The sequence below is a fragment of the Mesorhizobium sophorae genome (assembly GCF_002270415.1).
In the GTDB taxonomy this organism is placed as follows: Bacteria; Pseudomonadota; Alphaproteobacteria; order Rhizobiales; family Rhizobiaceae; genus Mesorhizobium; species Mesorhizobium sophorae.
In genome coordinates this window covers 23,411-43,171 of record NZ_NNRI01000024.1, presented here as the reverse complement: position 1 = coordinate 43,171, position 19,761 = coordinate 23,411, and the positions used below count along the sequence as shown (strand labels likewise).

General features: G+C 62.7%; 22 protein-coding genes. 8 read left to right on the top strand and 14 right to left on the bottom strand.

What is annotated here, in order from left to right; genetic code table 11:
• Positions 1-9: 9 nt before the first annotated feature.
• Both der and CGZ66_RS38310 read right to left on the bottom strand, forming a co-directional pair.
• Complete coding sequence (der, locus tag CGZ66_RS38315; protein WP_095091882.1) at positions 10-1,449, bottom strand: ribosome biogenesis GTPase Der; 1,440 nt, start codon at positions 1,447-1,449, stop codon at positions 10-12.
• Positions 1,446-2,111, bottom strand: coding sequence for a tetratricopeptide repeat protein (locus tag CGZ66_RS38310; RefSeq protein ID WP_095091881.1), 666 nt, complete (start codon positions 2,109-2,111; stop codon positions 1,446-1,448). The genes der and CGZ66_RS38310 overlap by 4 nt, the downstream gene beginning before the upstream one ends.
• Positions 2,112-2,302: 191 nt before the next feature.
• Here CGZ66_RS38310 and CGZ66_RS38305 point away from each other — a divergent pair, with 191 nt between their 5' ends.
• Complete coding sequence (locus tag CGZ66_RS38305) at positions 2,303-3,301, top strand: polysaccharide deacetylase family protein (RefSeq protein WP_095091880.1); 999 nt, start codon at positions 2,303-2,305, stop codon at positions 3,299-3,301.
• A 30-nt stretch (positions 3,302-3,331) separates the two neighbouring features.
• On the opposite strand, the gene sbmA is transcribed toward CGZ66_RS38305, so the two are convergent.
• The 3 genes from sbmA to CGZ66_RS38290 form a co-directional block, all read right to left on the bottom strand.
• The gene (sbmA, locus tag CGZ66_RS38300) at positions 3,332-4,591 is read right to left on the bottom strand and encodes a peptide antibiotic transporter SbmA (RefSeq protein WP_095091879.1); all 1,260 of its coding nucleotides are present in this window, start codon (positions 4,589-4,591) and stop codon (positions 3,332-3,334) included.
• A 113-nt stretch (positions 4,592-4,704) separates the two neighbouring features.
• Positions 4,705-5,862, bottom strand: coding sequence for a YbfB/YjiJ family MFS transporter (locus CGZ66_RS38295; RefSeq protein ID WP_095091878.1), 1,158 nt, complete (start codon positions 5,860-5,862; stop codon positions 4,705-4,707).
• Between the two features lie 119 nt (positions 5,863-5,981).
• Entirely contained in the window at positions 5,982-6,206 is a 225-nt protein-coding gene (locus CGZ66_RS38290; protein WP_095091877.1) for a hypothetical protein, read from the bottom strand.
• Between the two features lie 95 nt (positions 6,207-6,301).
• Between CGZ66_RS38290 and CGZ66_RS38285 the strand changes: the two genes are divergently transcribed.
• Genes CGZ66_RS38285 through CGZ66_RS38275 form a run of 3 tightly spaced genes read left to right on the top strand, consistent with a single transcriptional unit; the run spans position 6,302 to position 8,931 of the window.
• Positions 6,302-7,270, top strand: a complete 969-nt coding sequence (locus tag CGZ66_RS38285) for a LysR substrate-binding domain-containing protein (RefSeq protein ID WP_095091876.1) — start codon at positions 6,302-6,304, stop codon at positions 7,268-7,270.
• A gap of 26 nt (positions 7,271-7,296) precedes the next feature.
• A complete protein-coding gene (locus CGZ66_RS38280; RefSeq protein ID WP_095091875.1) occupies positions 7,297-8,553 on the top strand; it encodes an aminopeptidase in 1,257 nt (418 codons plus the stop codon).
• 21 nt (positions 8,554-8,574) lie between these two features.
• Positions 8,575-8,931 (top strand): DUF488 domain-containing protein, encoded by a 357-nt coding sequence (locus CGZ66_RS38275; RefSeq protein ID WP_095091874.1) that lies wholly within the window; start codon positions 8,575-8,577, stop codon positions 8,929-8,931.
• A 173-nt stretch (positions 8,932-9,104) separates the two neighbouring features.
• Here CGZ66_RS38275 and CGZ66_RS38270 read toward each other — a convergent pair whose 3' ends face one another.
• Positions 9,105-9,461, bottom strand: a complete 357-nt coding sequence (locus tag CGZ66_RS38270; protein ID WP_095091978.1) for an ArsC family reductase — start codon at positions 9,459-9,461, stop codon at positions 9,105-9,107.
• Positions 9,462-9,615: 154 nt separating this feature from the next.
• Here CGZ66_RS38270 and CGZ66_RS38265 point away from each other — a divergent pair, with 154 nt between their 5' ends.
• Genes CGZ66_RS38265 through CGZ66_RS38255 form a run of 3 tightly spaced genes read left to right on the top strand, consistent with a single transcriptional unit; the run spans position 9,616 to position 11,017 of the window.
• On the top strand, positions 9,616-10,179 hold the full coding sequence (locus CGZ66_RS38265) for a dihydrofolate reductase family protein (protein ID WP_095091977.1): 564 nt from the start codon (positions 9,616-9,618) through the stop codon (positions 10,177-10,179).
• A gap of 5 nt (positions 10,180-10,184) precedes the next feature.
• Positions 10,185-10,541 (top strand): ArsR/SmtB family transcription factor, encoded by a 357-nt coding sequence (locus CGZ66_RS38260; protein ID WP_095091873.1) that lies wholly within the window; start codon positions 10,185-10,187, stop codon positions 10,539-10,541.
• The gene (locus tag CGZ66_RS38255; RefSeq protein ID WP_095091872.1) at positions 10,538-11,017 is read left to right on the top strand and encodes an SRPBCC family protein; all 480 of its coding nucleotides are present in this window, start codon (positions 10,538-10,540) and stop codon (positions 11,015-11,017) included. The genes CGZ66_RS38260 and CGZ66_RS38255 overlap by 4 nt, the downstream gene beginning before the upstream one ends.
• Before the next feature lie 99 nt (positions 11,018-11,116).
• Here the strand turns inward: CGZ66_RS38255 and CGZ66_RS38250 are convergent, their stop codons facing one another.
• From CGZ66_RS38250 to CGZ66_RS38220, 7 genes are all read right to left on the bottom strand, one after another.
• Positions 11,117-11,470 (bottom strand): nuclear transport factor 2 family protein, encoded by a 354-nt coding sequence (locus tag CGZ66_RS38250; protein WP_095091871.1) that lies wholly within the window; start codon positions 11,468-11,470, stop codon positions 11,117-11,119.
• Between the two features lie 539 nt (positions 11,471-12,009).
• Positions 12,010-13,095 carry an ABC transporter ATP-binding protein gene (locus CGZ66_RS38245; protein WP_095091870.1) on the bottom strand — a complete coding sequence of 362 codons (1,086 nt, stop codon included), beginning with the start codon at positions 13,093-13,095 and terminating at the stop codon, positions 12,010-12,012.
• Entirely contained in the window at positions 13,085-13,693 is a 609-nt protein-coding gene (locus CGZ66_RS38240) for a cupin domain-containing protein (RefSeq protein WP_095091869.1), read from the bottom strand. Before CGZ66_RS38240 ends, CGZ66_RS38245 begins: the two co-directional genes overlap by 11 nt.
• A gap of 204 nt (positions 13,694-13,897) precedes the next feature.
• Positions 13,898-14,962, bottom strand: a complete 1,065-nt coding sequence (locus CGZ66_RS38235; RefSeq protein WP_095091868.1) for an ABC transporter substrate-binding protein — start codon at positions 14,960-14,962, stop codon at positions 13,898-13,900.
• Positions 14,947-15,816, bottom strand: coding sequence for an ABC transporter permease (locus CGZ66_RS38230; protein WP_095091867.1), 870 nt, complete (start codon positions 15,814-15,816; stop codon positions 14,947-14,949). Before CGZ66_RS38230 ends, CGZ66_RS38235 begins: the two co-directional genes overlap by 16 nt.
• Positions 15,813-16,697, bottom strand: a complete 885-nt coding sequence (locus tag CGZ66_RS38225; protein ID WP_095091866.1) for an ABC transporter permease — start codon at positions 16,695-16,697, stop codon at positions 15,813-15,815. The genes CGZ66_RS38230 and CGZ66_RS38225 overlap by 4 nt, the downstream gene beginning before the upstream one ends.
• Before the next feature lie 85 nt (positions 16,698-16,782).
• A complete protein-coding gene (locus tag CGZ66_RS38220) occupies positions 16,783-18,066 on the bottom strand; it encodes an NAD(P)/FAD-dependent oxidoreductase (RefSeq protein ID WP_095091865.1) in 1,284 nt (427 codons plus the stop codon).
• 243 nt (positions 18,067-18,309) lie between these two features.
• Here CGZ66_RS38220 and CGZ66_RS38215 point away from each other — a divergent pair, with 243 nt between their 5' ends.
• Positions 18,310-19,467: a fumarylacetoacetate hydrolase family protein gene (locus CGZ66_RS38215; RefSeq protein ID WP_095091976.1), complete on the top strand. Its 1,158-nt coding sequence runs from the start codon at positions 18,310-18,312 to the stop codon at positions 19,465-19,467.
• Here the strand turns inward: CGZ66_RS38215 and CGZ66_RS40240 are convergent.
• Positions 19,464-19,631: a hypothetical protein gene (locus CGZ66_RS40240; RefSeq protein ID WP_167392421.1), complete on the bottom strand. Its 168-nt coding sequence runs from the start codon at positions 19,629-19,631 to the stop codon at positions 19,464-19,466. The genes CGZ66_RS38215 and CGZ66_RS40240 overlap by 4 nt on opposite strands.
• Positions 19,632-19,761: the final 130 nt, after the last annotated feature.

Sequence of the window (19,761 nt, the reverse complement as noted above, 5' to 3'; positions counted from 1 at the left end):
CAGCGATGCTCAGCTGCGTTTCTTGGCCCTGCCGGCAAACGGGTTGTCCGACGTGCGCAGCGCAATGCGGATCGGCACGCCGGGCATGTCGAAGGCTTCACGCAGACTGTTGGAGAGATAGCGGACATAGGATTGCGGCATCGCCTCCGGCCGCGAGCACTGGACGACGAAGCCCGGCGGCCGCGTCTTGGCCTGGGTGACATATTTGACCTTCAGCCGACGACCGGCGACGGCAGGCGGCGGATGATGCGCCAGGATGCTTTCCAGCCAGCGGTTGAGCTTGCCTGTCGAGACGCGGCTGTTCCACACCTTGTGGGTCTTCAGCACCGCATCCATAAGCTTGTCGAGGCCGCGCCCGGTTTCGGCCGAGACGGGCACCGCCTGGATGCCGCGCACCTGCGGCAACAGCCGCTCGGTCTTCTCGCGCAACTCCGCCAGAAGCTCCTGGGGATGGTCGATCAGGTCCCATTTGTTGAAGGCGATCACCGGCGCCCGCCCCTCGCGGATGATCAGGTCGGCGATCTGCAGATCCTGCTTCTCGAAAGGAATGGTGGCGTCGAGCACGATGATGACGATCTCGGCAAAGCGGATGGCGCGCAAGCCGTCCTGCACCGACATGACTTCCAGCTTTTCGTGGATCCTCGCCTTGCGGCGCATGCCGGCCGTGTCGAACAGTTTCAAGCGGCGGCCATGCCAGTCCCAGTCGACGGAGATGGAATCACGGGTGATGCCGGCTTCCGGCCCGGTCAACAGCCGCTCCTCGCCGATCAGCGCGTTGATCAGCGTCGATTTGCCGGCATTCGGGCGGCCGACGACGGCGATGCGCATCGGTTTGGTGTCGTCGTATGAAGGCACATCTTCCGCATCCGGGTCGACGATGTCCTCGCCGATCAGCACCTCACCGGCGACGACCTCTTCGCCTTCGCCGTCTTCTTCTTCACCAAACGCGCGCGCCTCGCCAAGCGCTCCGATCACCGCGTCGCGCAGGTCGGGCATGCCCTGGCCGTGTTCGGCCGATACTGGGATCGGCTCACCGAGGCCGAGCTCCCAGGCCTCCAGCATGCCGCCCTGGGCGCCTTTCGCCTCGGCCTTGTTGGCGACCAGCACGACCGGCTTGCCGGACTTGCGCACGATCTCGGCGAAAGTCTTGTCATCGGGCATCAGGCCGGACTTGGCATCGACCGTGAAGAAGATCAGGTCGGCCTCGCGGATGGCAATCTCGGTCTGCGCCCGCATGCGGCCCGGCAAGGTCGAGGCGGCGGCATCCTCGAAGCCGGCGGTGTCGATGACGTCGAAATGCAGATCGTAAAGCTTGGCGGCATGAACACGGCGATCGCGGGTGACGCCCGGCGTGTCGTCGACAAGCGCCAGCTTCCTTCCCACCAGCCGATTGAAAAGAGTCGATTTGCCGACGTTAGGTCTGCCGATGATGGCGACTTTGAAGGTCACGACGCACTGCCCGACCCGCGGATCAGCTCGGACATCAAGGTTGCCCGCTCACGGGTGTTGCGCGGGGCGCCGTCGTCGGCGGCAATCTGGTCGAACAGCTTCAGCGCATCCTGGGTCTTGCCTTCCTTCCAGGCGGAAAGACCGAGCGCCTCGCGCGCCGTGTGGCGCAGCGTGTTGGTGTCCGACGTAAGCGCCTCGACCCGGCTGGAGACATCGGCGAAGGAGCCATGGTCGACAAGCAGGAGCGCTGCCCTGAGCCGGGCCATGTCGCGAATGCCTGAAGGAATGGCCGTGTCGGCGGCGACGTCGTCGAAGTCCTTGACGGCGGCGTCGACGTCGCCCTTGCTGGCCTTGACGGTCGCGGCGCGCATGCGGGCGAGCAGCGGATAAGCGCCGTAGCCATCCTTCTCCAACTGGTCGAGAGCGGTCAGCGCTTCGTCGTTCTTGCCGTCATTGGCAAGCTTCAGCGCCTGCGAGAACGCATCGCCGGAGCGGTTGGCGCGCGTCTCGTCCCAGTATCGATAGCCGACGAAGGCGGCGGTGCCGAGCACCACGAGGATCGCGAGGACAAGCAAGGCGGGACCGAAACGGTCCCACAGCTTCTGCGCCTGTTCGCGACGCATCTCGTCGTTGACTTCACGGATAAAACTGTCGTCGGACATCAATCAAACCATTCCTGCCCTCTCGGGCCGTTGTCAGCCCGCGTTTTAGCGAAATTTTGTCGGCATGGAAGGGGTTCGGCGGGAAAATCGCCTATTCCCACGGCGGGCCGCCCAAAAGACCAATCGCACCCGCGCCACATTTGCGCGATAGCCGGCTTCCAGACATCCTCCGAGTTAAGATCAGATTGCCGATGTATCGTCCGTTCCGCGCTGTTGCGTTTTCCCTCGCTTCGCTCGCCACCGCCGGTGTGGCTTTGGCCGATCCGCCGGCGCCACCAAAGCCCAGGCAGGTCGTCATCATCTCGTTCGACAGCGCCCGCGACATTTCGCAGTGGAAGCGCAGCCGCGCGCTGGCGCAGCGCACCGGGGCGCATTTCACCTACTTCCTGTCCTGCGTGTTCCTGTTGTCGCCGGAAACGCGCAAGGAATACACGGCGCCCGGCAAGACATCAGGCAAATCCAACATCGGCTTTGCCGCCTCCAAGCAGGAAGTGAGCGAGCGGCTCGAGCAGATCGGACTTGCCGCGCATGAGGGCCACGATATCGCCAGCCATGGCTGCGGCCATTTCGACGGCAAGGACTGGAGCAAGGCCGACTGGCTGAAGGAGTTCAGCTCGTTCGAGCACATTCTCGAGAACGCCTATGCGATCAACGGCATCGCGCCCGAACCGGAGGGCTGGCGCGATTTCGCAAGGCATGCGGTGGTCGGTTTCCGCGCGCCGTATTTGTCGACGGACAAGGCGCTCTACGAGGCACTGCCGGCGGCCGGCTATCAATTCGACGCCAGCGGCGTCTCGCAGGGCCCTGCCCGGCCGACGGCCAGCCAAGGCATCATGCACTTTTCACTGCCGCAGATTCCTGAAGGACCGAAATCAAGGCCGGTGATCGCCATGGATTACAATCTCTATGTCAGACATTCCGGCGGCTTTGAGCGGCCGAGCAAGGCGGACGAGTTCGCCAACCGAACCTACGATGCCTTTCGCGCCGCCTTCGATGCGCAATATCGGGACAAGCGCATTCCGCTGGAACTCGGCTTCCACTTCGCGCTGATGAATGACGGCGCCTACTGGAACGCGCTGGAGCGCTTTGCCGGCGAGGTCTGCGTCAAGGCCGATGTCGAATGCATCAGTTTTCGCGATTATGCTTCGCGGCGGAAAGCCGGCGAGACACAGGCATCGGTTGGCGGCTGAGCCGCCAACCCGGTTCCAAACCTCAGCTTTTTAAGCCGGGTCCTCGGCGCCTTGGCGTTCCAGATAGCGCTGATCGATCGGCGGCAGCGGCTCGCCTTGCAGCGTCGCTTCAAAGGCGCGCAGGCGTTTGTGGACCGATTGCAGCTCGACGATGGTCGACCAGGAGGTGAGCAGAAACTGCAGCGAACCCGTCACTCTGCCAAACGCGTTCGGTATCTGATTGAGAACGCCGAGTGTTATCCTGTGCGCCACAATCGACGGCCCCATGACAAAGAATGAGAAGATATTGTCGGCTTGCAAGTAGGTATAACGAACCACATTGAAATAGATGTAATGGAAGTAAAGCCTGAAGTAATTTCGGCGAACATTGTTGAACAATTCTGCTGCCGTGGCGGGCTGAGCACGGTCAGCGTGATCCTCTCCATAGACCAGCTCCTTGCGATATGCTGCCTCGACGCGCTGATTTCGGAACTGGAGGCCTGGTAGTTTCAAACCGGCGATCATTACTGAAATGGTTCCGAAAACGCACCAGGCGATCGCGGCAACCACAAGGGGATGAGGAACGGCGCCGACTATTGGTAATTCGCTGATATGGACTTCAAGTTTGATCAAGACCGGAAGGAACGCAATCAACGTCATGATCGACTGCACGAAGCTGGTACCGAGATCCTCCATGATTTGAGCGAAACGCATCGTGTCTTCCTGAACACGCTGAGAAGCCCCCTCGATGTGGCGCAATTTGCTCCAGTTCGTCATGAAGTGTTCGTTCATCGCCATCCGCCAACGAAATATCCAATGGCTGACGATAAAGGCATTGATAACACTGACATTCATGCCGACCAGCGCCAGCCAAGCGAACGTGGCCAGCCGGGCGTAAAACTCGGCATTGGTCGATTCTATTGTCTTGGAAATCAGCCCCTGGATGTAGTCGAAGAAGGGACCGTACCAGTCGTTAACGGCGACGCTGATCTGCACATTGAAATAGATTAAGAACAGGATCAATGCCGCTACAAGGATGGACCAATTCTGCCAGGGGTGCGGCGCGTAGAGCCGCCAGAACGCGTAGAAGACCCCAACGCAGACAGTGAAATAGATGTAGAACCAGAGGAACGGCTTAGACGCGAGGACGGCGATACCGACGATTGGTGGCGCGTCGGCGGCAGCTGTGGGCAGTCCGAAAACGGCGCCCAACTGCTCGCCGCCGAAAAACCAGAACAGGATCGCCGCAAGGCTCCAGATGGCTGCCGAAGAGAAAAAAAGCTTCGGCTGCGGGAAGAAGGATACGAACACTGTGGGGGATTCCTCGGTCGATGGGCAAATCAGCGGGGTTTAGCGGGCATAAAGTCACATATTAGGTGGAAAGCAAATGCCTACCCGATGCCCGGCATCGAGCAACCCTATAATCATGGCGATTTTGGCGCGGCCGACCATGTGATGGCGCCGGAGACGACCAGCATCACTGCGGCGGCGATCGAGGCGAGGAAGAAATCGCCTGACATCTGCGCCAGCAACCCGGCGGCGATCGGGCCGATGATCTGGCCAAGGCCGAAGGACGCCGTCATAAAGGCAAAGATACGCCGCGGCGCTTTTGGCGCCTGGTGCCGCGCGGCCTGCAGGCCAAGTGCCGTGATGGCAATGAAGGTGCCGCCGAGCAACAGGCCGCCAAGCAGTGGCCCTGTGCGTCCGCCGATAGCCACGCTGGCGGTGACGCCCGCAACTTCGATGAAGCATGCCAGCGCATAGGCTGCGTAAAGCCCGATCCGGGCGGCGATCTTCTGCCAGAGCCAGGTGGAGGGAAAACCGGCAAGGCCGGCGACCATCCACACCATCGCCTCGAAGACGCGGCTGCCGCCGCCTTGCCGGACGATGGCGACCAGGAACGTCGCCGTCACCACATAGCCAAAACCGAACAGGCCGTAGGCGACGATGATCTTCATCAGCGACCAGTCCTTCGGCAGCGCCGGCTCGCGCGTGGCGTCGCCATTGGCGAGTGGGCCTTCGTTCGCCAACAGCGCCACGACGACGAAACCGCAAGCCGAAATTGCCGCCGACCAGAGCCAGCCAGCCGCCCAGCCGGCATGTTCGGTGACCAGCGCCGCCATCATCGCCGCGGACACCGCGATGCCGAGACCAACGCCGCCAAAATGCCACGCCTGCAGGTCGCCGCGGCCGGCAGCGTTAATATGACTGAAAACGATGCTGGCCATGAACACCATGACGAAGGCGCTGGCCAGGCCGGCCAGAAAGCGGATGACGAGAAAGGCGACCATGGTGTCGGACAGTCCCATCAACGCAGCAAGGGCAGTGCTGGCGCCGAGACCCACCAGCATCAGCATGCGTTCACGTCCCTGCGCCCAACCGCCCGCCGCCGCCAGCGCGCCGACAAGGTAGCCAAGATAGTTGGCGGAGGCGATCCACCCGGCATCGGCCGGCGACAGATGGAGCTCCTCCATCATGCCAGGCAGGATCGGCGTATAGACAAAGCGGCCGATGCCCATGGCAACAGCCATGGCGATCATACCGGCGATGACGAAACGTAGTGCTGTCGAGGTGGCTGTCATTGCAGTGCACAATTAAGTGCGCGAGGCTGTGAAACAATCCACCTTTGGTTGGGCCAGCGCGGTCGCAGTGCGCGGCGCTCGCCTCGACTTTTGCTTAAGCCGGAAAGCGAGGCGTCCGTTTAGCAGCGTCCACCGAAACCCGCATGCAATGAAGCAGTCTCGTGCACCGTGCGGAGCGCCGTCAGCCTGAACGGCACATCACCCAATTCGCGCTCCGACATGGTGTTGAGCACAGGATGCGAAAGCGGATCGGTCAGCCATCTCTGCGTCACGCTCTCGCGGCTTGGCTCTTGCGGAGCATGGGTCGAGAAAAAGATCTTCAGCGATGACAACATGCTCAGCATTTTTGGCTCCACGGGTCTGGCTCCCTCCGTAAAATGTGCCGTTCCGATGTGTCTTTCAATTGAGATTTCAGCCGGATCGGTTTAGAAAAACTCAAATGGCCATGCTCAATCGCGTCCATCTCAACGGGCTTCGCGCCGTCGAAACCGTCGCCCGTCTCGGCTCGCTCGCGGCGGCCGCCGGAGAACTCAACGTTTCCGTCAGCGCCGTCAGCCAGCAGATCAGCCGCACCGAGAAGCAGCTCGGCCAGGCGCTGTTCGAGCGAACGGCGAGCGGTCTCGTGCTGACCGAGTTCGGCGCTGCCTTCTCGGCCCGCCTCGGTGCGGGGTTTCGCGAGCTTGCCCACGCCGTGGCGCTGGCCGACGAGGCGACGCAATGCACATTGGTGGTTTCGGTGGCGCCGGCCTTTGCCTCGAAGTGGCTGCTGCCGCGGCTGTCGCGTCACTTTGCGCGGCATCCCAACGTGCTTTTGCGCATCGATGCTTCGGTGCGGCTGGCCGATCTCGACCATTCCGACATCGATATTGCCATCCGGCTCGGCGACGGCAAATGGCCGGGCGGGAGGGCGGAACTGCTTTTGGCCCAGGAAGTCTTTCCGGTCTGCGCCCCGGCGATCGCCGGGAAACTGAAATCGATCGAGGATCTTGCCCAGACCTGCGCCATCACCGACGAACGGGCCATGATCAATTGGGAAAGCTGGTTCGAGGCAGCCGGCGTTCCACCGGTCACCTTCCTGAAGGGCGCGCGCTTCACCGATCCGATGCTGTGCCTTGAATCGGCGATTGCCGGCCATGGCGTGATGCTCGGCTGGCAATTGCTCACCGCCGATGCGCTGGCCGACGGCCGGCTCGTGGCGCCGTTCGGGATCCGCGCCCAGAGCGGCCTCGGCTATTGGCTGGTGACCTCCTCGGCCAAGGCCGAAAACCGCAAGGTCCGGGATTTCAAGGTCTGGATCAAGGAAGAGATCGAGGCGACGATGGCACAGTTCGGGTCGCCGAATGCGGCCACCGCACCCACCGGTGGGATCGCGGTGGAAAGCACCGTGCCACCGGTCTATGTAGAGTGAGACATCAAACTACGGCAGGCAGGATCATGACCACACATTCGCGCGGCGTTGCCGCATCGATAGACCCGGTGAAGCTCGACAGGCTGGCGGAAGTCGCCATCAAGGTCGGGCTGCAGTTGCAACCCGGACAGGACCTGGTGCTGACGTCGTCGATCGCGGCGCTGCCGCTGACCAGACGGATCGTCGAGCATGCCTACAAGGCCGGCGCCGGGCTGGTGACGCCGATCTTCAACGACGACGAGATGACGCTGGCGCGCTATCGCTTCGGCGCCGATGCCAGTTTCGACCGGGCCGCCGGCTGGCTTTATGAAGGCATGGCGAAGGCCTTCGCCAACAATGCGGCGCGGCTTGCCGTACGCGGCGAGGATCCGTCGCTGTTGTCGGCGCAGGATCCGGCGAAAGTGGCGCGCGCCAACAAGGCGAATTCGATGGCCTATCAGCCGGCACTGGAGAAGATCACCGGCTTCGACATCAATTGGAACATCGTCGCCTACCCGGATCTCGCCTGGGCCAGGCAGGTCTTCCCAGATGATGCCGACGACGTTGCCGTGGCGAAGCTCGCCGACGCCATCTTTGCGGCGTCGCGGGTGGACGTCGAAGACCCGATCGGCAACTGGAAGGCGCACAATGCAGCACTTCGTGGCCGCACCGAATGGCTCAACGGCCACAATTTCCATGCGCTGCATTTCACCGGGCCGGGCACCGACCTGACCGTCGGGTTGGCGGACGGCCACGAATGGATGGGCGGCGCCTCGACCGCCAAGAACGGCATCACCTGCAACCCGAACATCCCGACCGAGGAAGTCTTCACCACGCCGCATGCCAGGCGCGTTGAGGGCCATGTCTCCTCGACCAAGCCGCTGTCCTACCAAGGCACGCTGATCGACGAGATCTCGGTGCGTTTCGAGGAGGGCCGGATGGTCGAGGCGAAGGCTTCGAAGGGCGAGGACGTGCTGAAGAAGGTGCTCGACACCGACGAGGGCGCGCGCCGTCTCGGCGAGGTGGCGCTGGTGCCGCATTCCTCGCCGATCGCGGCCAGCGGCCTGTTGTTCTTCAACACGCTGTTCGACGAGAACGCCGCCTGCCACATCGCACTCGGCCAATGCTATTCGAAGTGTTTCGTCGACGGCGCCTCGCTCAGCCAGGACGAAATCGCCGCACGCGGCGGCAACAAGAGTTTCATCCACATCGACTGGATGATCGGCTCGGACAAGATCGACATAGATGGCGTCCACAAGGATGGCGCCCGTGTGCCGGTGATGTGCAAGGGCGAATGGACCTGACAGGCACTTGAGGAGCGTCGGATGGCCTTCGACCTGGCGGTCAAGCGGATCTACGAGCCGCCGGCGCCCGACGATGGGCAACGGGTTCTGGTCGACCGGATCTGGCCACGCGGCGTCAGTAAGCAAGAGGCCGTGTTGGCGCTATGGCTGAGGGAGATCGCACCGAGCGATGGCTTGCGCGGATGGTTCGGCCATGCGCCGGAGCGCTGGGCGGAGTTTCAGAAGCGATATCGGGCTGAGCTGGACGGGAATGCAGAGGCGGTCGGGCAGTTGCGTGCGCTGCTCGACACCGGAAAGGTCACGCTGCTCTATGGTGCGCATGACGAGGCGCACAACAATGCGGTGGCGCTGGCGGCGTATCTCAGAAAGTCGGATTGAAGGGCGCCTATTCCCTGCAACGGTGGCGATTGGCCGATCTCCCCACTTGCGGGGGAGATGCCTGAGACAAGTTCGATTTTGGAACAACCAACGGTTGGCGATCCTTCCCACCCCCCTCTGGCCTGCCGGCCATCTCCCCCGCAAGGGGGGAGATCGGCAGCTTCGCCGGCCTGCTACTCCAACCCGCCCACCGCCTGCTGATAACCATCCGGCTTGAAGCCGACCAGAATCCTGTCGCCTAGGTCCAGCACCGGCCGCTTGATCATGGTCGGCTTGGCCAGCATGAGCGCCTTGGCCTTCTTCTCGTCGAGGTTCTGCTTGTCCGTGTCGGCCAATTCGCGAAAGGTCGTGCTTGCCTTGTTGAGCAGAATTTCCCAGCCAACCTTGCCGACCCAGCCATCCAGCCGCTTCGCCTCCAGCCCTTCCACCCTGTAGTCGTGAAAACGATAGGGCACATCATGACCTTCCAGCCAGACGCGTGCCTTCCTGATCGTGTCGCAGGTGGTGATGCCGTACATCGTGATCGTCAAGCGCACTTCCCCAAACTGACAGTCGAATCCGCTCCCAGCCTAGAACCGCCCTTCCCGCTTTGCCAGCACCCCTGGTTGGCATCCTTCGAATTTTGGCTGTTGCCAACACTAAGGAATTTTCCTAAGTAAAAGCCAAAGCCGGAAAGGAATGACCATGGCCAGGATCGTTGTATCGGAATTCATCTCCATCGATGGCGTGATGGAAGCGCCGGGAGGCGAGCCGGGCTACCGGCACACCAACTGGGTCGGCAAACGGCACGAGGCCGGACAGATCGAGTACAAATTCCAAGAGGTACTGGACCACGAAGCGCTGCTGATCGGCCGGGTGACCTATGAAAGCTTCGCCGACGCCTGGCCGACTTACAAAGGCGCCTTTGCGGACCGGATGAACAGCATGCCGAAATATGTGGTGTCGACGACGGTGAAGACCCCGGCCTGGAACAACACGACGGTCCTTCAAGGCGAACCGATGGCCGCGATCCGCAAACTCAAGCAGGATCTGAAAGGCGATATCGTCGTTGGCGGCAGCCGCACGCTGGTCAATGCGCTCAAGCAGCACGACCTTGTCGACGAATACCGGCTGATGGTGTTCCCGGTCATACTCGGCAGCGGCGCGCAGCTTTTCTACAGGACCGAGGACGCGGCGGACCTCAGGTTGGTCGACACACGCTCCTTCGCCAACGGCGCCGTGGTGCTCACTTATCGTGTCGAGCGGTGATCGCCATGACAAGTCTGCAATCCGCGACACAAACACCGCCACCGATCGACGGCATTTTTCGCGCCCTGTCGGACCCGACGCGGCGACGCGTGGTCGAGCGGTTGAACCGCAGCCCCGCCTCGGTCAGCGAACTTGCGCAGCCCTTCGACATGGCCCTGCCCTCGTTCATCGAGCATCTCAGGGTCCTCGAAGGCTGCGGACTGGTGCGCTCGGAAAAGACTGGCCGGGTCCGAACCTATCAACTGGCGCCCGAGCCGCTGAAGCTCGCCGAAAACTGGCTGGCCGAACAGCGCACGCTCTGGGAGCGCCGCCTCGACCAGTTCGACGCCTATGTGATGACCCTGAAGAAGAAAGACGCATGAGCTATCCGTTCAAGCCGGATCCCAGGCTGGACCTCGTGCTGGAGCGTGTCGTCGATGCGCCGCGCGAGTTGTTGTGGAAGGCCTGGACGACCCCTGCCCATGTCAAGCAATGGTTCACGCCGAAGCCATGGATGGTCACTGACTGCGAGATCGACCTCAGGCCGGGCGGGCTGTTTCGCACGCGCATGCAGTCGCCTGACGGCAAGGAGGTCAGCGACCGCCATTGCTGCTATCTGGAAATCGTGCCGAACGAGAGGTTGGTGTGGACGGATGCGCTGCTGCCGGGTTATCGGCCGTCAGGGGAGCCGTTCATCACCGCGGTCATTTCCTTGCAGCCGGACGGCAAGGGTACGCGCTACACCGCCACCGCCATCCACCGCGACGAAGCGACCCGCAAGAACCATGAAGAGATGGGCTTCTTCGATGGCTGGGGCACGGTGGCGGATCAACTGGCAGAGTACGTGAAGACGATTTGAACTCTCACATGCGGCCGGGCTATCGTCCCGGCCGCCATGCTTATTTTCAAGCCTGCCGCGAAGCGAGCAGGCTCCCGGAGTCCGGTATTATTTCCGGCCTCAATAGTAGAAGCGCTCTTCGGTGATCTTGCCGTTCTTGACCGTGTACACGCCGACCTCATCCATGGTGACACGCTCGCCCGTAGCCTTGGGCGTTATGTCGAACTTGAAGCGCACTGCGAACTGGTCGCCGTTGACATAGGGGCCTTCGACCGAGCCGCCATGGACTTCGTGGTTCTCTTGCCACCACTGGCCCTTCTGCTTGAGGGCCTCCTTGCCATGCGAGACGGCCATCGGTCCCTCCATGGCTTCGTAGCTGACGATTTCGTCGGCATTGTATTTCTCGGCGGCACCGTGGTGGTCGCCTTGCTGTAGGAGTTCGGTGAAATCCTTGGCAATATCCGCGATGGTCATTTGTGTTCCTCCTGTTCAGACGCATTGCAACTAGGGGACAGCCTGTTGGCCTGCCATCATTGATGCGCTTGGTAGCTGACAAGCGATGTCAGGATGATGATATCGCGCGGGGTATGTGACGACGATTTGAGGGAGCGATCGGCGGATCACATCGCCCTCAGCGGCCGGCCGTTTAGGCCACCATGACGGCTTTGGAATGCCGAAGTCGAATTCGCCTTGCAGATACATACGCATACGCCCGCAGAAGTACGCTCTTGCCTTGTATTACGTAGAACAAAACAGGAACCTAACTTCGAGTCAAGCGTGGAATTTCCACGCCTACGCCCCGTAGCCGACGATGCCGTTGACCTCGAGGAATGGCGGCCACGGCCTTGTCGACATCGGCCCTTCGAGCTGACGGAGATCTGGTGTAGGCCTCTTCGGTGGATGGAGATCACATCAAGCGCCTCCGATACCACGGGTGCCACCCATTTGCCGTCGGTGAAGCAGTCCAGATGACTGCTCACCCCCGGTGCTCCGGTTCTGGAACGACGGTGAAACTAGCCCGGCAGCATAGGGCAGTTGGCGCCGCGGCGCAGGCTGATATGCGCCACATCGCCGACGCTGAATTGAAAACCATCGGCCTGGCGCGGCGCGTCGATGACAACAGGCGCGCCCTGCCCCAGTTCGGCATGCAGGCGCAACGTGCGGCCGTGAAAGACGATGCTGTTGACGCGCGCTGGCGCCGTACCGGGTGCCGCCTCGGTGGCCGCGAGCAAATCCTCGGGCCGCACGCCGACAGTGCGGATAGTGCCCTCGGCCGGAGCTTCGCCGGTTTCGGAGGTCGCTTCGAGCGGCAAGGCACCGGCGGCGAACCGCAAGCGATCGCCGTCGCGCCCGATAAAACGCGACTGCAAAAGGTTCATGGTACCGATGAAACTGGCGACGAATGTGGTCGCGGGCCGGTCGTAGAGCGTTGCCGGCGGCGCGATCTGCTCGATGCGGCCCTTGTTCATGACGACGATGCGATCGGAGATCGACAGCGCTTCGGTCTGGTCGTGGGTGACCATGACGAAGGTGGTGCCGAGCCGCGACTGCAGCCGCTTCAACTCGACCTGCATCTGTTCGCGCAGATGCGCGTCGAGCGCCGACAGCGGCTCGTCGAGCAAGAGCACGCGCGGCTCGCAGACGATGGCACGGGCGAGCGCGACGCGCTGGCGCTGGCCGCCCGACAGTTCGGAGACGCGGGCGCCGAGCTTGTCGGCCAGACCAACCATATCGAGGGCTTCGCCGACGCGCTCTGCCTGCTCGGCGCCGGAAAGTTTTCGCAAGGACAGGCCGAAGCCGACATTTTCGGCAACGTTCATATGCGGAAACAACGCGTAATCCTGGAACACGGTGTTGACTGGCCGGTCGTAGGGCCTGAGTGCAGTGATATCACGGCCGTCGAGCAGAACCTTGCCGCTCGACGGGCTTTCGAAGCCGGCGATGACGCGCAGGCTGGTGGTCTTGCCGCAGCCCGACGGCCCAAGCAGGGTGAGAAACTCGCCGCGGACGATGTCGAGATCGACGGCGTCGATGCCGACGATGCCGCCGGGAAAGATCTTCGAGACCGCCTGCAGCCGGACAAGAGGATCAGGCGCCATCGCGCACCTCGGACGGCTTGGTGGTGTTGACCCAAAGGATTTGGCAGCGCTCGGCGCCCGGATTGCGAAAGGCATGCAAAAGCGTGCTCTTGAACGCAAAACTGTCGCCGGTCTTCAGCACATAGTTCGTCGAATCCACCACCAGTTCGACCTCACCCGAAACGACGAAGCCGAATTCATGGCCGGCATGGGCATAGGCCTCCGCGGTGCCGCCGCCTGCTTCCACCGACACCAGCATGCCGGTCAGCGTCGCACCCGGCGGCGACAGCAGCACCTTGGCGATGCCTTCAGATTTGACCGGAATGGCGCGGCGGCTGTTGGCACGCACGCAATAGAGATCGCTAACGGCATCGTTGCCGTCGGCGATCAGCGCCGACGGCTCGATATCGAGGGCGGCCGCGAGCGGCCAGATCACCTTGACGCGTAGCGAGGACATGCCGCGCTCGATCTGGCTGAGCGCGCCGATCGACACGCCGGCCCTGGCGGCCAGATCGGCCAGCGACAGGTTGCGCTCAAGCCGCAGCGCCCGCACGCGCCGGCCAACCCGCACATCGGCATCGTCCTTCGGCTTTTCAGCCGCTTCGTCCAGCATGTCCATGCATTCGTCCTCGTTGCAGTCAACTTTTGGGCGGGGCGCTTGCTGGGCTTCCCTTCTCCCCTTGTGGGAGAAGGTGGATCGGCGCGCAGCGCAGAGACGGATGAGGGGTGTTGGACGGATCACCGTCTTTGCCAAGCTGGAACACCCCTCATCCGTCGCCTTCGGCGACACCTTCTCCCACAAGGGGAGAAGGAAGAACCAGGCTCAGCCGCCTGCCTTGACCTTTTCGAACATCTTGGCGAGTTCGTCATTCTGTTTCATCGGTCCGGTGAAGATGGTGGTCTTCAGCATCACCTCCGGGTCGGACGGCAGCTGCAGCTTTTCCAACTCCTCCTTCGGCACGGTAGCAAAGGCAGAGCTCAGTGAGCTACCATAGCCATAGGACTCGATCAGGTATTTGCCCGAGTCGGCGTCCAGCCGGCTGTTGATGAAATCGTAGGCGAGATCGACATTCTTGGCGTCCTTGAGCACGACGAAGCCGCAGGACCAGGTCAGCATGCCCTCCTTCGGCTTCATGAACTCGACCGGCACCCCTTGCTTCTTCAGCGAGGTGGCCGACGCGTTCCAGGTCATGGCGGCGACCAGCTGGCCGCTGGCCAGCGCCTGTTCGACCGAGGTCATGTCGGTGGTGTAGTTGGAGAGCAGCGGACGCTGCTCGCGCAGCTTCTCCGCCACCTTGTCCATTTGCTCCGGCGTCATGTCGAACGGATTGACGCCGGCCAGAAGTGCCGCAACGATCGGCGTGTCATGCACGGCGTCGATGGTCGCCATGCGACCGGCATACTGCTTGTCCCACAGAAGGTTCCAGCTCGCTTCCGGGTTCTTCACCAGATCGGTGCGGTAGAGGATCGAGGTGTTGCCCCAGTCCCACGGCACCATCCAGACCTTGCCGTCACCGGCCTGCAGGTCGGGCAGGTTCTTGAACACCGGGAAGATCGAATCCCAGTTCTTGATGCGCTTGGTGTCGATCGGCTGCAGCAGGCCTTCCTTGTTCCAGCGCGCCACCTTGTCGTAGCAGGGATGGGCGATGTCGGGGCGGAAGCCGGCCTTGACCTTGGTGAAGGCGTCATCATCGTCACCGAAGATGGAGGCCTCGACGCCATCGGGATGCGCGGCAAGGAAGCTCTTGTTGAAGTCGGGCAATTCATAACCCGACCAGGTGAAATATTGCAGCTTGTCGCCGGCGAAAGCCACGGTCGACGACAGCGCCAAAGCCAGGGCGACCAGGCCGGTCCGGGCCATCTTTCCAGATATCAGGTCGAATGCCATTGCAGTTCTCCTCTCTTGGTTTGTTTTGGTTGTGATGGATCCGCGGGTCGTGGCGCCGCCGCGGACAGGCCGCGATGGCGCAGGATTTCGGCGATTGCAGCAATGACGAAGGAGACGGCCAGGATCGACGTGCCCAGCGCCATGACGGTCGGCAGCGATTTCGGGAACCGAAGCTGGCTCCAGATGTAGAGCGGCAGCGTCGGCTCGGTGCCGGCGAGGAAGAAGACGACGATGAACTCGTCGAAGGAGATCAGGAAGGCCAGCATGAAGGCCGAGACGATGGCCGGCAGGCTGAGCGGCAGCATCACCCGCCGGAAGGTCGTCCAGTCGGAAGCGCCGAGGTCGAGTGCCGCCTCGCGAATGGTTTTCGGAATAGCAGCAAAGCGGCTGCGCATGATCACCACCGTCGTTGGCAGCGCCACCAGTATGTGGCCGAGAACGATGGCAATGCGCGACGGCCCGAGACCGATGAGGTTGATGAGGATCAGCAGCGATATGCCGACGATGACACCCGGGATGAGGATCGGCAGCCGCGCGACGGCGCTGATAGTGGCGGCCAGCGGCGAGCGACCATAGAGATCCATGTAGGACACGGTGATGCCGCACAGCGTTGCCCCCGTGGCGGCAATCGCAGCGATGACGAGGCTGTTGACGAGCGCGCCGGACAGCACCGAATTGCCGTAGAGCGTTGCGTACCATTGCAAGGTGAAGCCCTGCAGCGGAAATGCTGCCTGGATCGAGTTGTTGAAGGAAAACAGCGGGATCAGCAGCACCGGCAAATAGAGAAAGACCAGGTAGGCGATGACATAGACGCCAAGCCAGCGGCCGCCACCCTGCGTGTGCGCGATGTTCATGTGCGGCTGCCAAATCTGCGGTCCGTGAAGCGTGCGACCAGCACCACGGCAAGGATGACCAGCATGACGGCGACGGCGAGTGCGGCGCCAAACGGCCAGTCGTTGGCCTTGCCGAACTCGGCCTGGATCAGCGTACCGATCATGGTGCTGGCCGGGCCGCCGACGAGCGCTGGCGTGACATAGTCGCCGACCGTCGGCACGAAGACGACAAGTGCGGCCGCCAGCACGCCGGGCATCGAATTGGGCAGCACGACCCGGCGGAAAGAGGTGAAGGGTCTGGCGCCGAGATCGGAAGCGGCCTCGATCAGCGACTTCGGGATGGTGTCCAGCGCCACATAGATCGGCAGGATGGCGAACGGCGCATAGGCGTGGGCGAGCGTGACGACGACAGCGGCCGGCGTGTTGAGAAAGGCCAATGTCGGCTCGGACCAGATGCCGCTTTCGATCAGCGCCGAGTTCAAGACGCCGTTGTAGGCGAGCACGATCTTCCAGGCGAAGACGCGCAGGAGATAGCTGGTCCAGAACGGCAACGTCACCAGGAAAAGCAGCAGGCCGCGCCGCCGTCCCGCATGGAAGGCAAGGTAGTAGGCAACGGGATAGGCGGTGACGACGGTGGCCAGCGTCACCAGCGCGGCAATGACCAGCGAGCGCATCGTCACCGTCCAGTACAGCGGATCGGACAGCACGGTGGCGAAATTCGCCAGGCTGAAACCGGTGCCGAGCAGCGAACCGTCGTTGTTGCGGAAGGCAAGGAAGAGCACAAGGCCGAGGGCAAACAGGATCAGCAGGAAGGTGACCAATGCGCCCGGCAGCAACATCGCGACCCGGAAGCCCGTTGAAGACCGGGCCTCTGGCGTTTGCGTTGCAACAATGGTCGACATCGACCTGCTCACCGAAATTTTGAAATTGCCTAAGAATTTTTCATATTTATGAAACTGTCAAGCGGAATCCCGCTGGCAAGCTGCGTCAATGCTCCAGCGCATCGAGCAGGCGATACCAGGCGATGGTTGCGGCAACGCCGACCTGCCGGAAGGCGTGGAACGGGATCGGCCGGATCGGCGTGAGCGGAAACGGCAGTCGCCTGGCGTCGCCACCGGAAAGATAGGTTGCAATGCGCTCGCCAAGCGCCGTCATCAGGCCGACGCCACGGCCCTGGCAGCCGACAACGGCGACAAGGCCTTGCTGCGGCTCGTGGATGTGCGGCAGGTGATCGGGCGTCATCGCCACCCGACCGAACCAGCGCTTCTCGATGGCGACGTTGGACAGGCAGGGATAGAGCCGCCGCAGCGCCCGCTCGAGATGCGCCCAGTCACTGGCGCTCGTCGGCAAGGCCACGCGGCCACGCCCGCCGAGCACCAGCCGGCCGTCGGCGCTCTTGCGGTAGTAGACGAGGATGCGACGCGAATCCGACACGGCCTGCCCTTCCGGGAGGATCGTGGCCGCCAGCTTGGGCGTCAACGGTGCCGTGGCGATCTGGAAGGAATGCAGTGGCACGATCGTCTCGGCGAGGCCAGGGATCAAACCATCCGTATAGGCGTTGGTCGCCAGCACGACCGCCTTCGCCTGCAATTCAGTGCCGCTTTCGGTCGAAACACGCCAAACGCCGCCGGCGTTGACGAGCTTTACGACCTTCTGGCGCTCCGCTATCCCGACACCAGCCGCCGCTGCGACCCGGGCCAGTTCCGATGTGTAAGCGAGCGGATCGATGACACCGGCGCGGCGGTCGAGCCAGCCACCGAGATACCCTCGAGCGCCGGTCATCGCCGCGATCTCGGCCTCACTCAAAAGCTCGACGTCGGCGCCCCTCGCCCGCCATTGCCGGTCACGTTTTGCCGCCGCCTTCAGTGCGGCCTCGGTGTGCGCCGCCTGGATCCAGCCATTGCGGACGAAGGGAACCGCCAGCTTTTCATCCCGGATCAGTTCGAACACCGCATCCGCGGTCGAAGCGGCGAAATTGACCAGCGCCTCGCCGCGCTCCGGGCCAAAATGCGCGAGCAGCCATTCCGGATCGTATTTCAGGCCTGGAATGACCTGCCCGCCATTGAGCCCCGAGGCGCCGCGGCCGATGTCGCCGGCCTCCAGCACCTGCACGGACATGCCAGAGCGGGCCGCATGCAAAGCCGTCGACAGACCCATGATGCCGCCACCGACAATGACGACATCGGCACGTACGCCGCCGGCAAACAGCGACTGAAACCTGGAGGCCGCTTGCGGCTTGCGCCAGACGGGATCGGAGAACGGTGCGGGCAAAGGGTCACCTGGATGGGCTGGTATGAATGAAAACTCTAGTCAGAATTTCACAGTTTTGAAATAGTATTTGCGGCCCTGACATTTGGACCAACGCCAACGGACCGTTCGGACCAGGCACTTGCCGATGGAACACGGCAATGCAGATTGGCAGCCAACGGGATAGACCTTTGACCGGAATCCGGTGAAAGTGCCGCGCCGATGCGGCCGGCCCGCATTGTCGATCATTTCAGAGGACCGAACGCCATGACCAACCCCACGCACGTGCCCGCTGAAGGTCTTTTTGTCGGCCGCGCCAGGAGCAGCGATGTCTCGTATCCCATGGTGGTCACGGTGCGCGATGGCACGGTCCTCGACATCACGTCGAGCACGGCACCGACTGTGCGTGATGTCTGCGGGATACCTGATCCCGCCGGCCATGTGCGGACGGCCAAGGGCAAACCGATCGGCTCACTCGACGCCGTCGCCGCCAACAGTTTTGAGGCCACGCGCGATGCGAACAAGCCGTATCTGCTGTCCCCGGTCGACCTCCAGGCGGTCAAGGCCTCGGGCGTCACCTTCGTCGTCAGCCTGCTCGAACGGGTGATCGAGGAACAGGCGCGCGGATCGGCGGAAAAGGCCGACGCCATCCGCGCCGACATTGCCGGGCTGATCGGCCACGATCTGTCGAAGCTGAGGCCCGGTTCGCCAGAAGCGATGGAGATCAAGGCCAAGCTCATCGCACGCGGCGCCTGGTCGCAATATCTGGAAGTCGGCATCGGTCCCGATGCCGAGATCTTCACCAAGTGCCAGCCGATGGCCTCGGTCGGCTTCGGCGCCGATGTCGGCCTGCACCCGGTGTCGACCTGGAACAACCCCGAGCCCGAGATCGCCATGATCGCCGCCGGCAGCGGCCGGATCGTCGGCGCCACCATCGGCAACGACGTCAATCTGCGCGACGTCGAAGGGCGTTCGGCGCTGCTGCTCGGCAAGGCCAAGGATAACAATGCCTCGGCCGCCCTCGGCCCCTTCATCCGGCTGTTCGACGACACATTCTCGATCGATGACGTCAAGCGGGCCGTCGTGCGCCTGAAGGTCGAAGGCGAGGACGGGTTCTCGCTGGAGGGCGCAAGCTCGATGGCCGAGATCAGCCGCTCGCCGGAAGAGCTGGTTGCCGCCGCCATGGGCCCCCACCACCAATATCCCGACGGGCTGGCGCTCTATCTCGGCACCATGTTCGTGCCGTCGAAGGATCGCGGCGAAAAGGGCAAGGGCTTCACCCACAAGGTCGGCGACATCGTCACGATCTCGTCGGAGAAATTCGGCGCGCTGGTCAACCGGGTACGGCTGTCGCCCGACTGCCCGCACTGGACCTACGGCACCAGCCATCTGATGCGCGAGTTGGCCGGGGCCAAGCTTATCTAGCCGGCCTCGGCTCGCAAGCCGCCACCCATGGCGGCATTCCGACCGCCAAGGCGCGGCGGCTCACGCTGGTGCCGATAGGCGCGATTGCTGAGCTTGCCGGAATGATCCACGTCGGCGCCGGCGGCATCGTCGACGCCAATCTTTCGACCGCCGCGAAAAACCACCGCAACTGATGCAATCTGATGGGAGCGTTGATGGCGCCCCGTCAGGCGCCCACTACATCTGCAGATGGAGGCTTGCCATCCGTCGAAAAAGGGAATGCTCTGACGCATCCAACCGGCGCTGGCAAATACG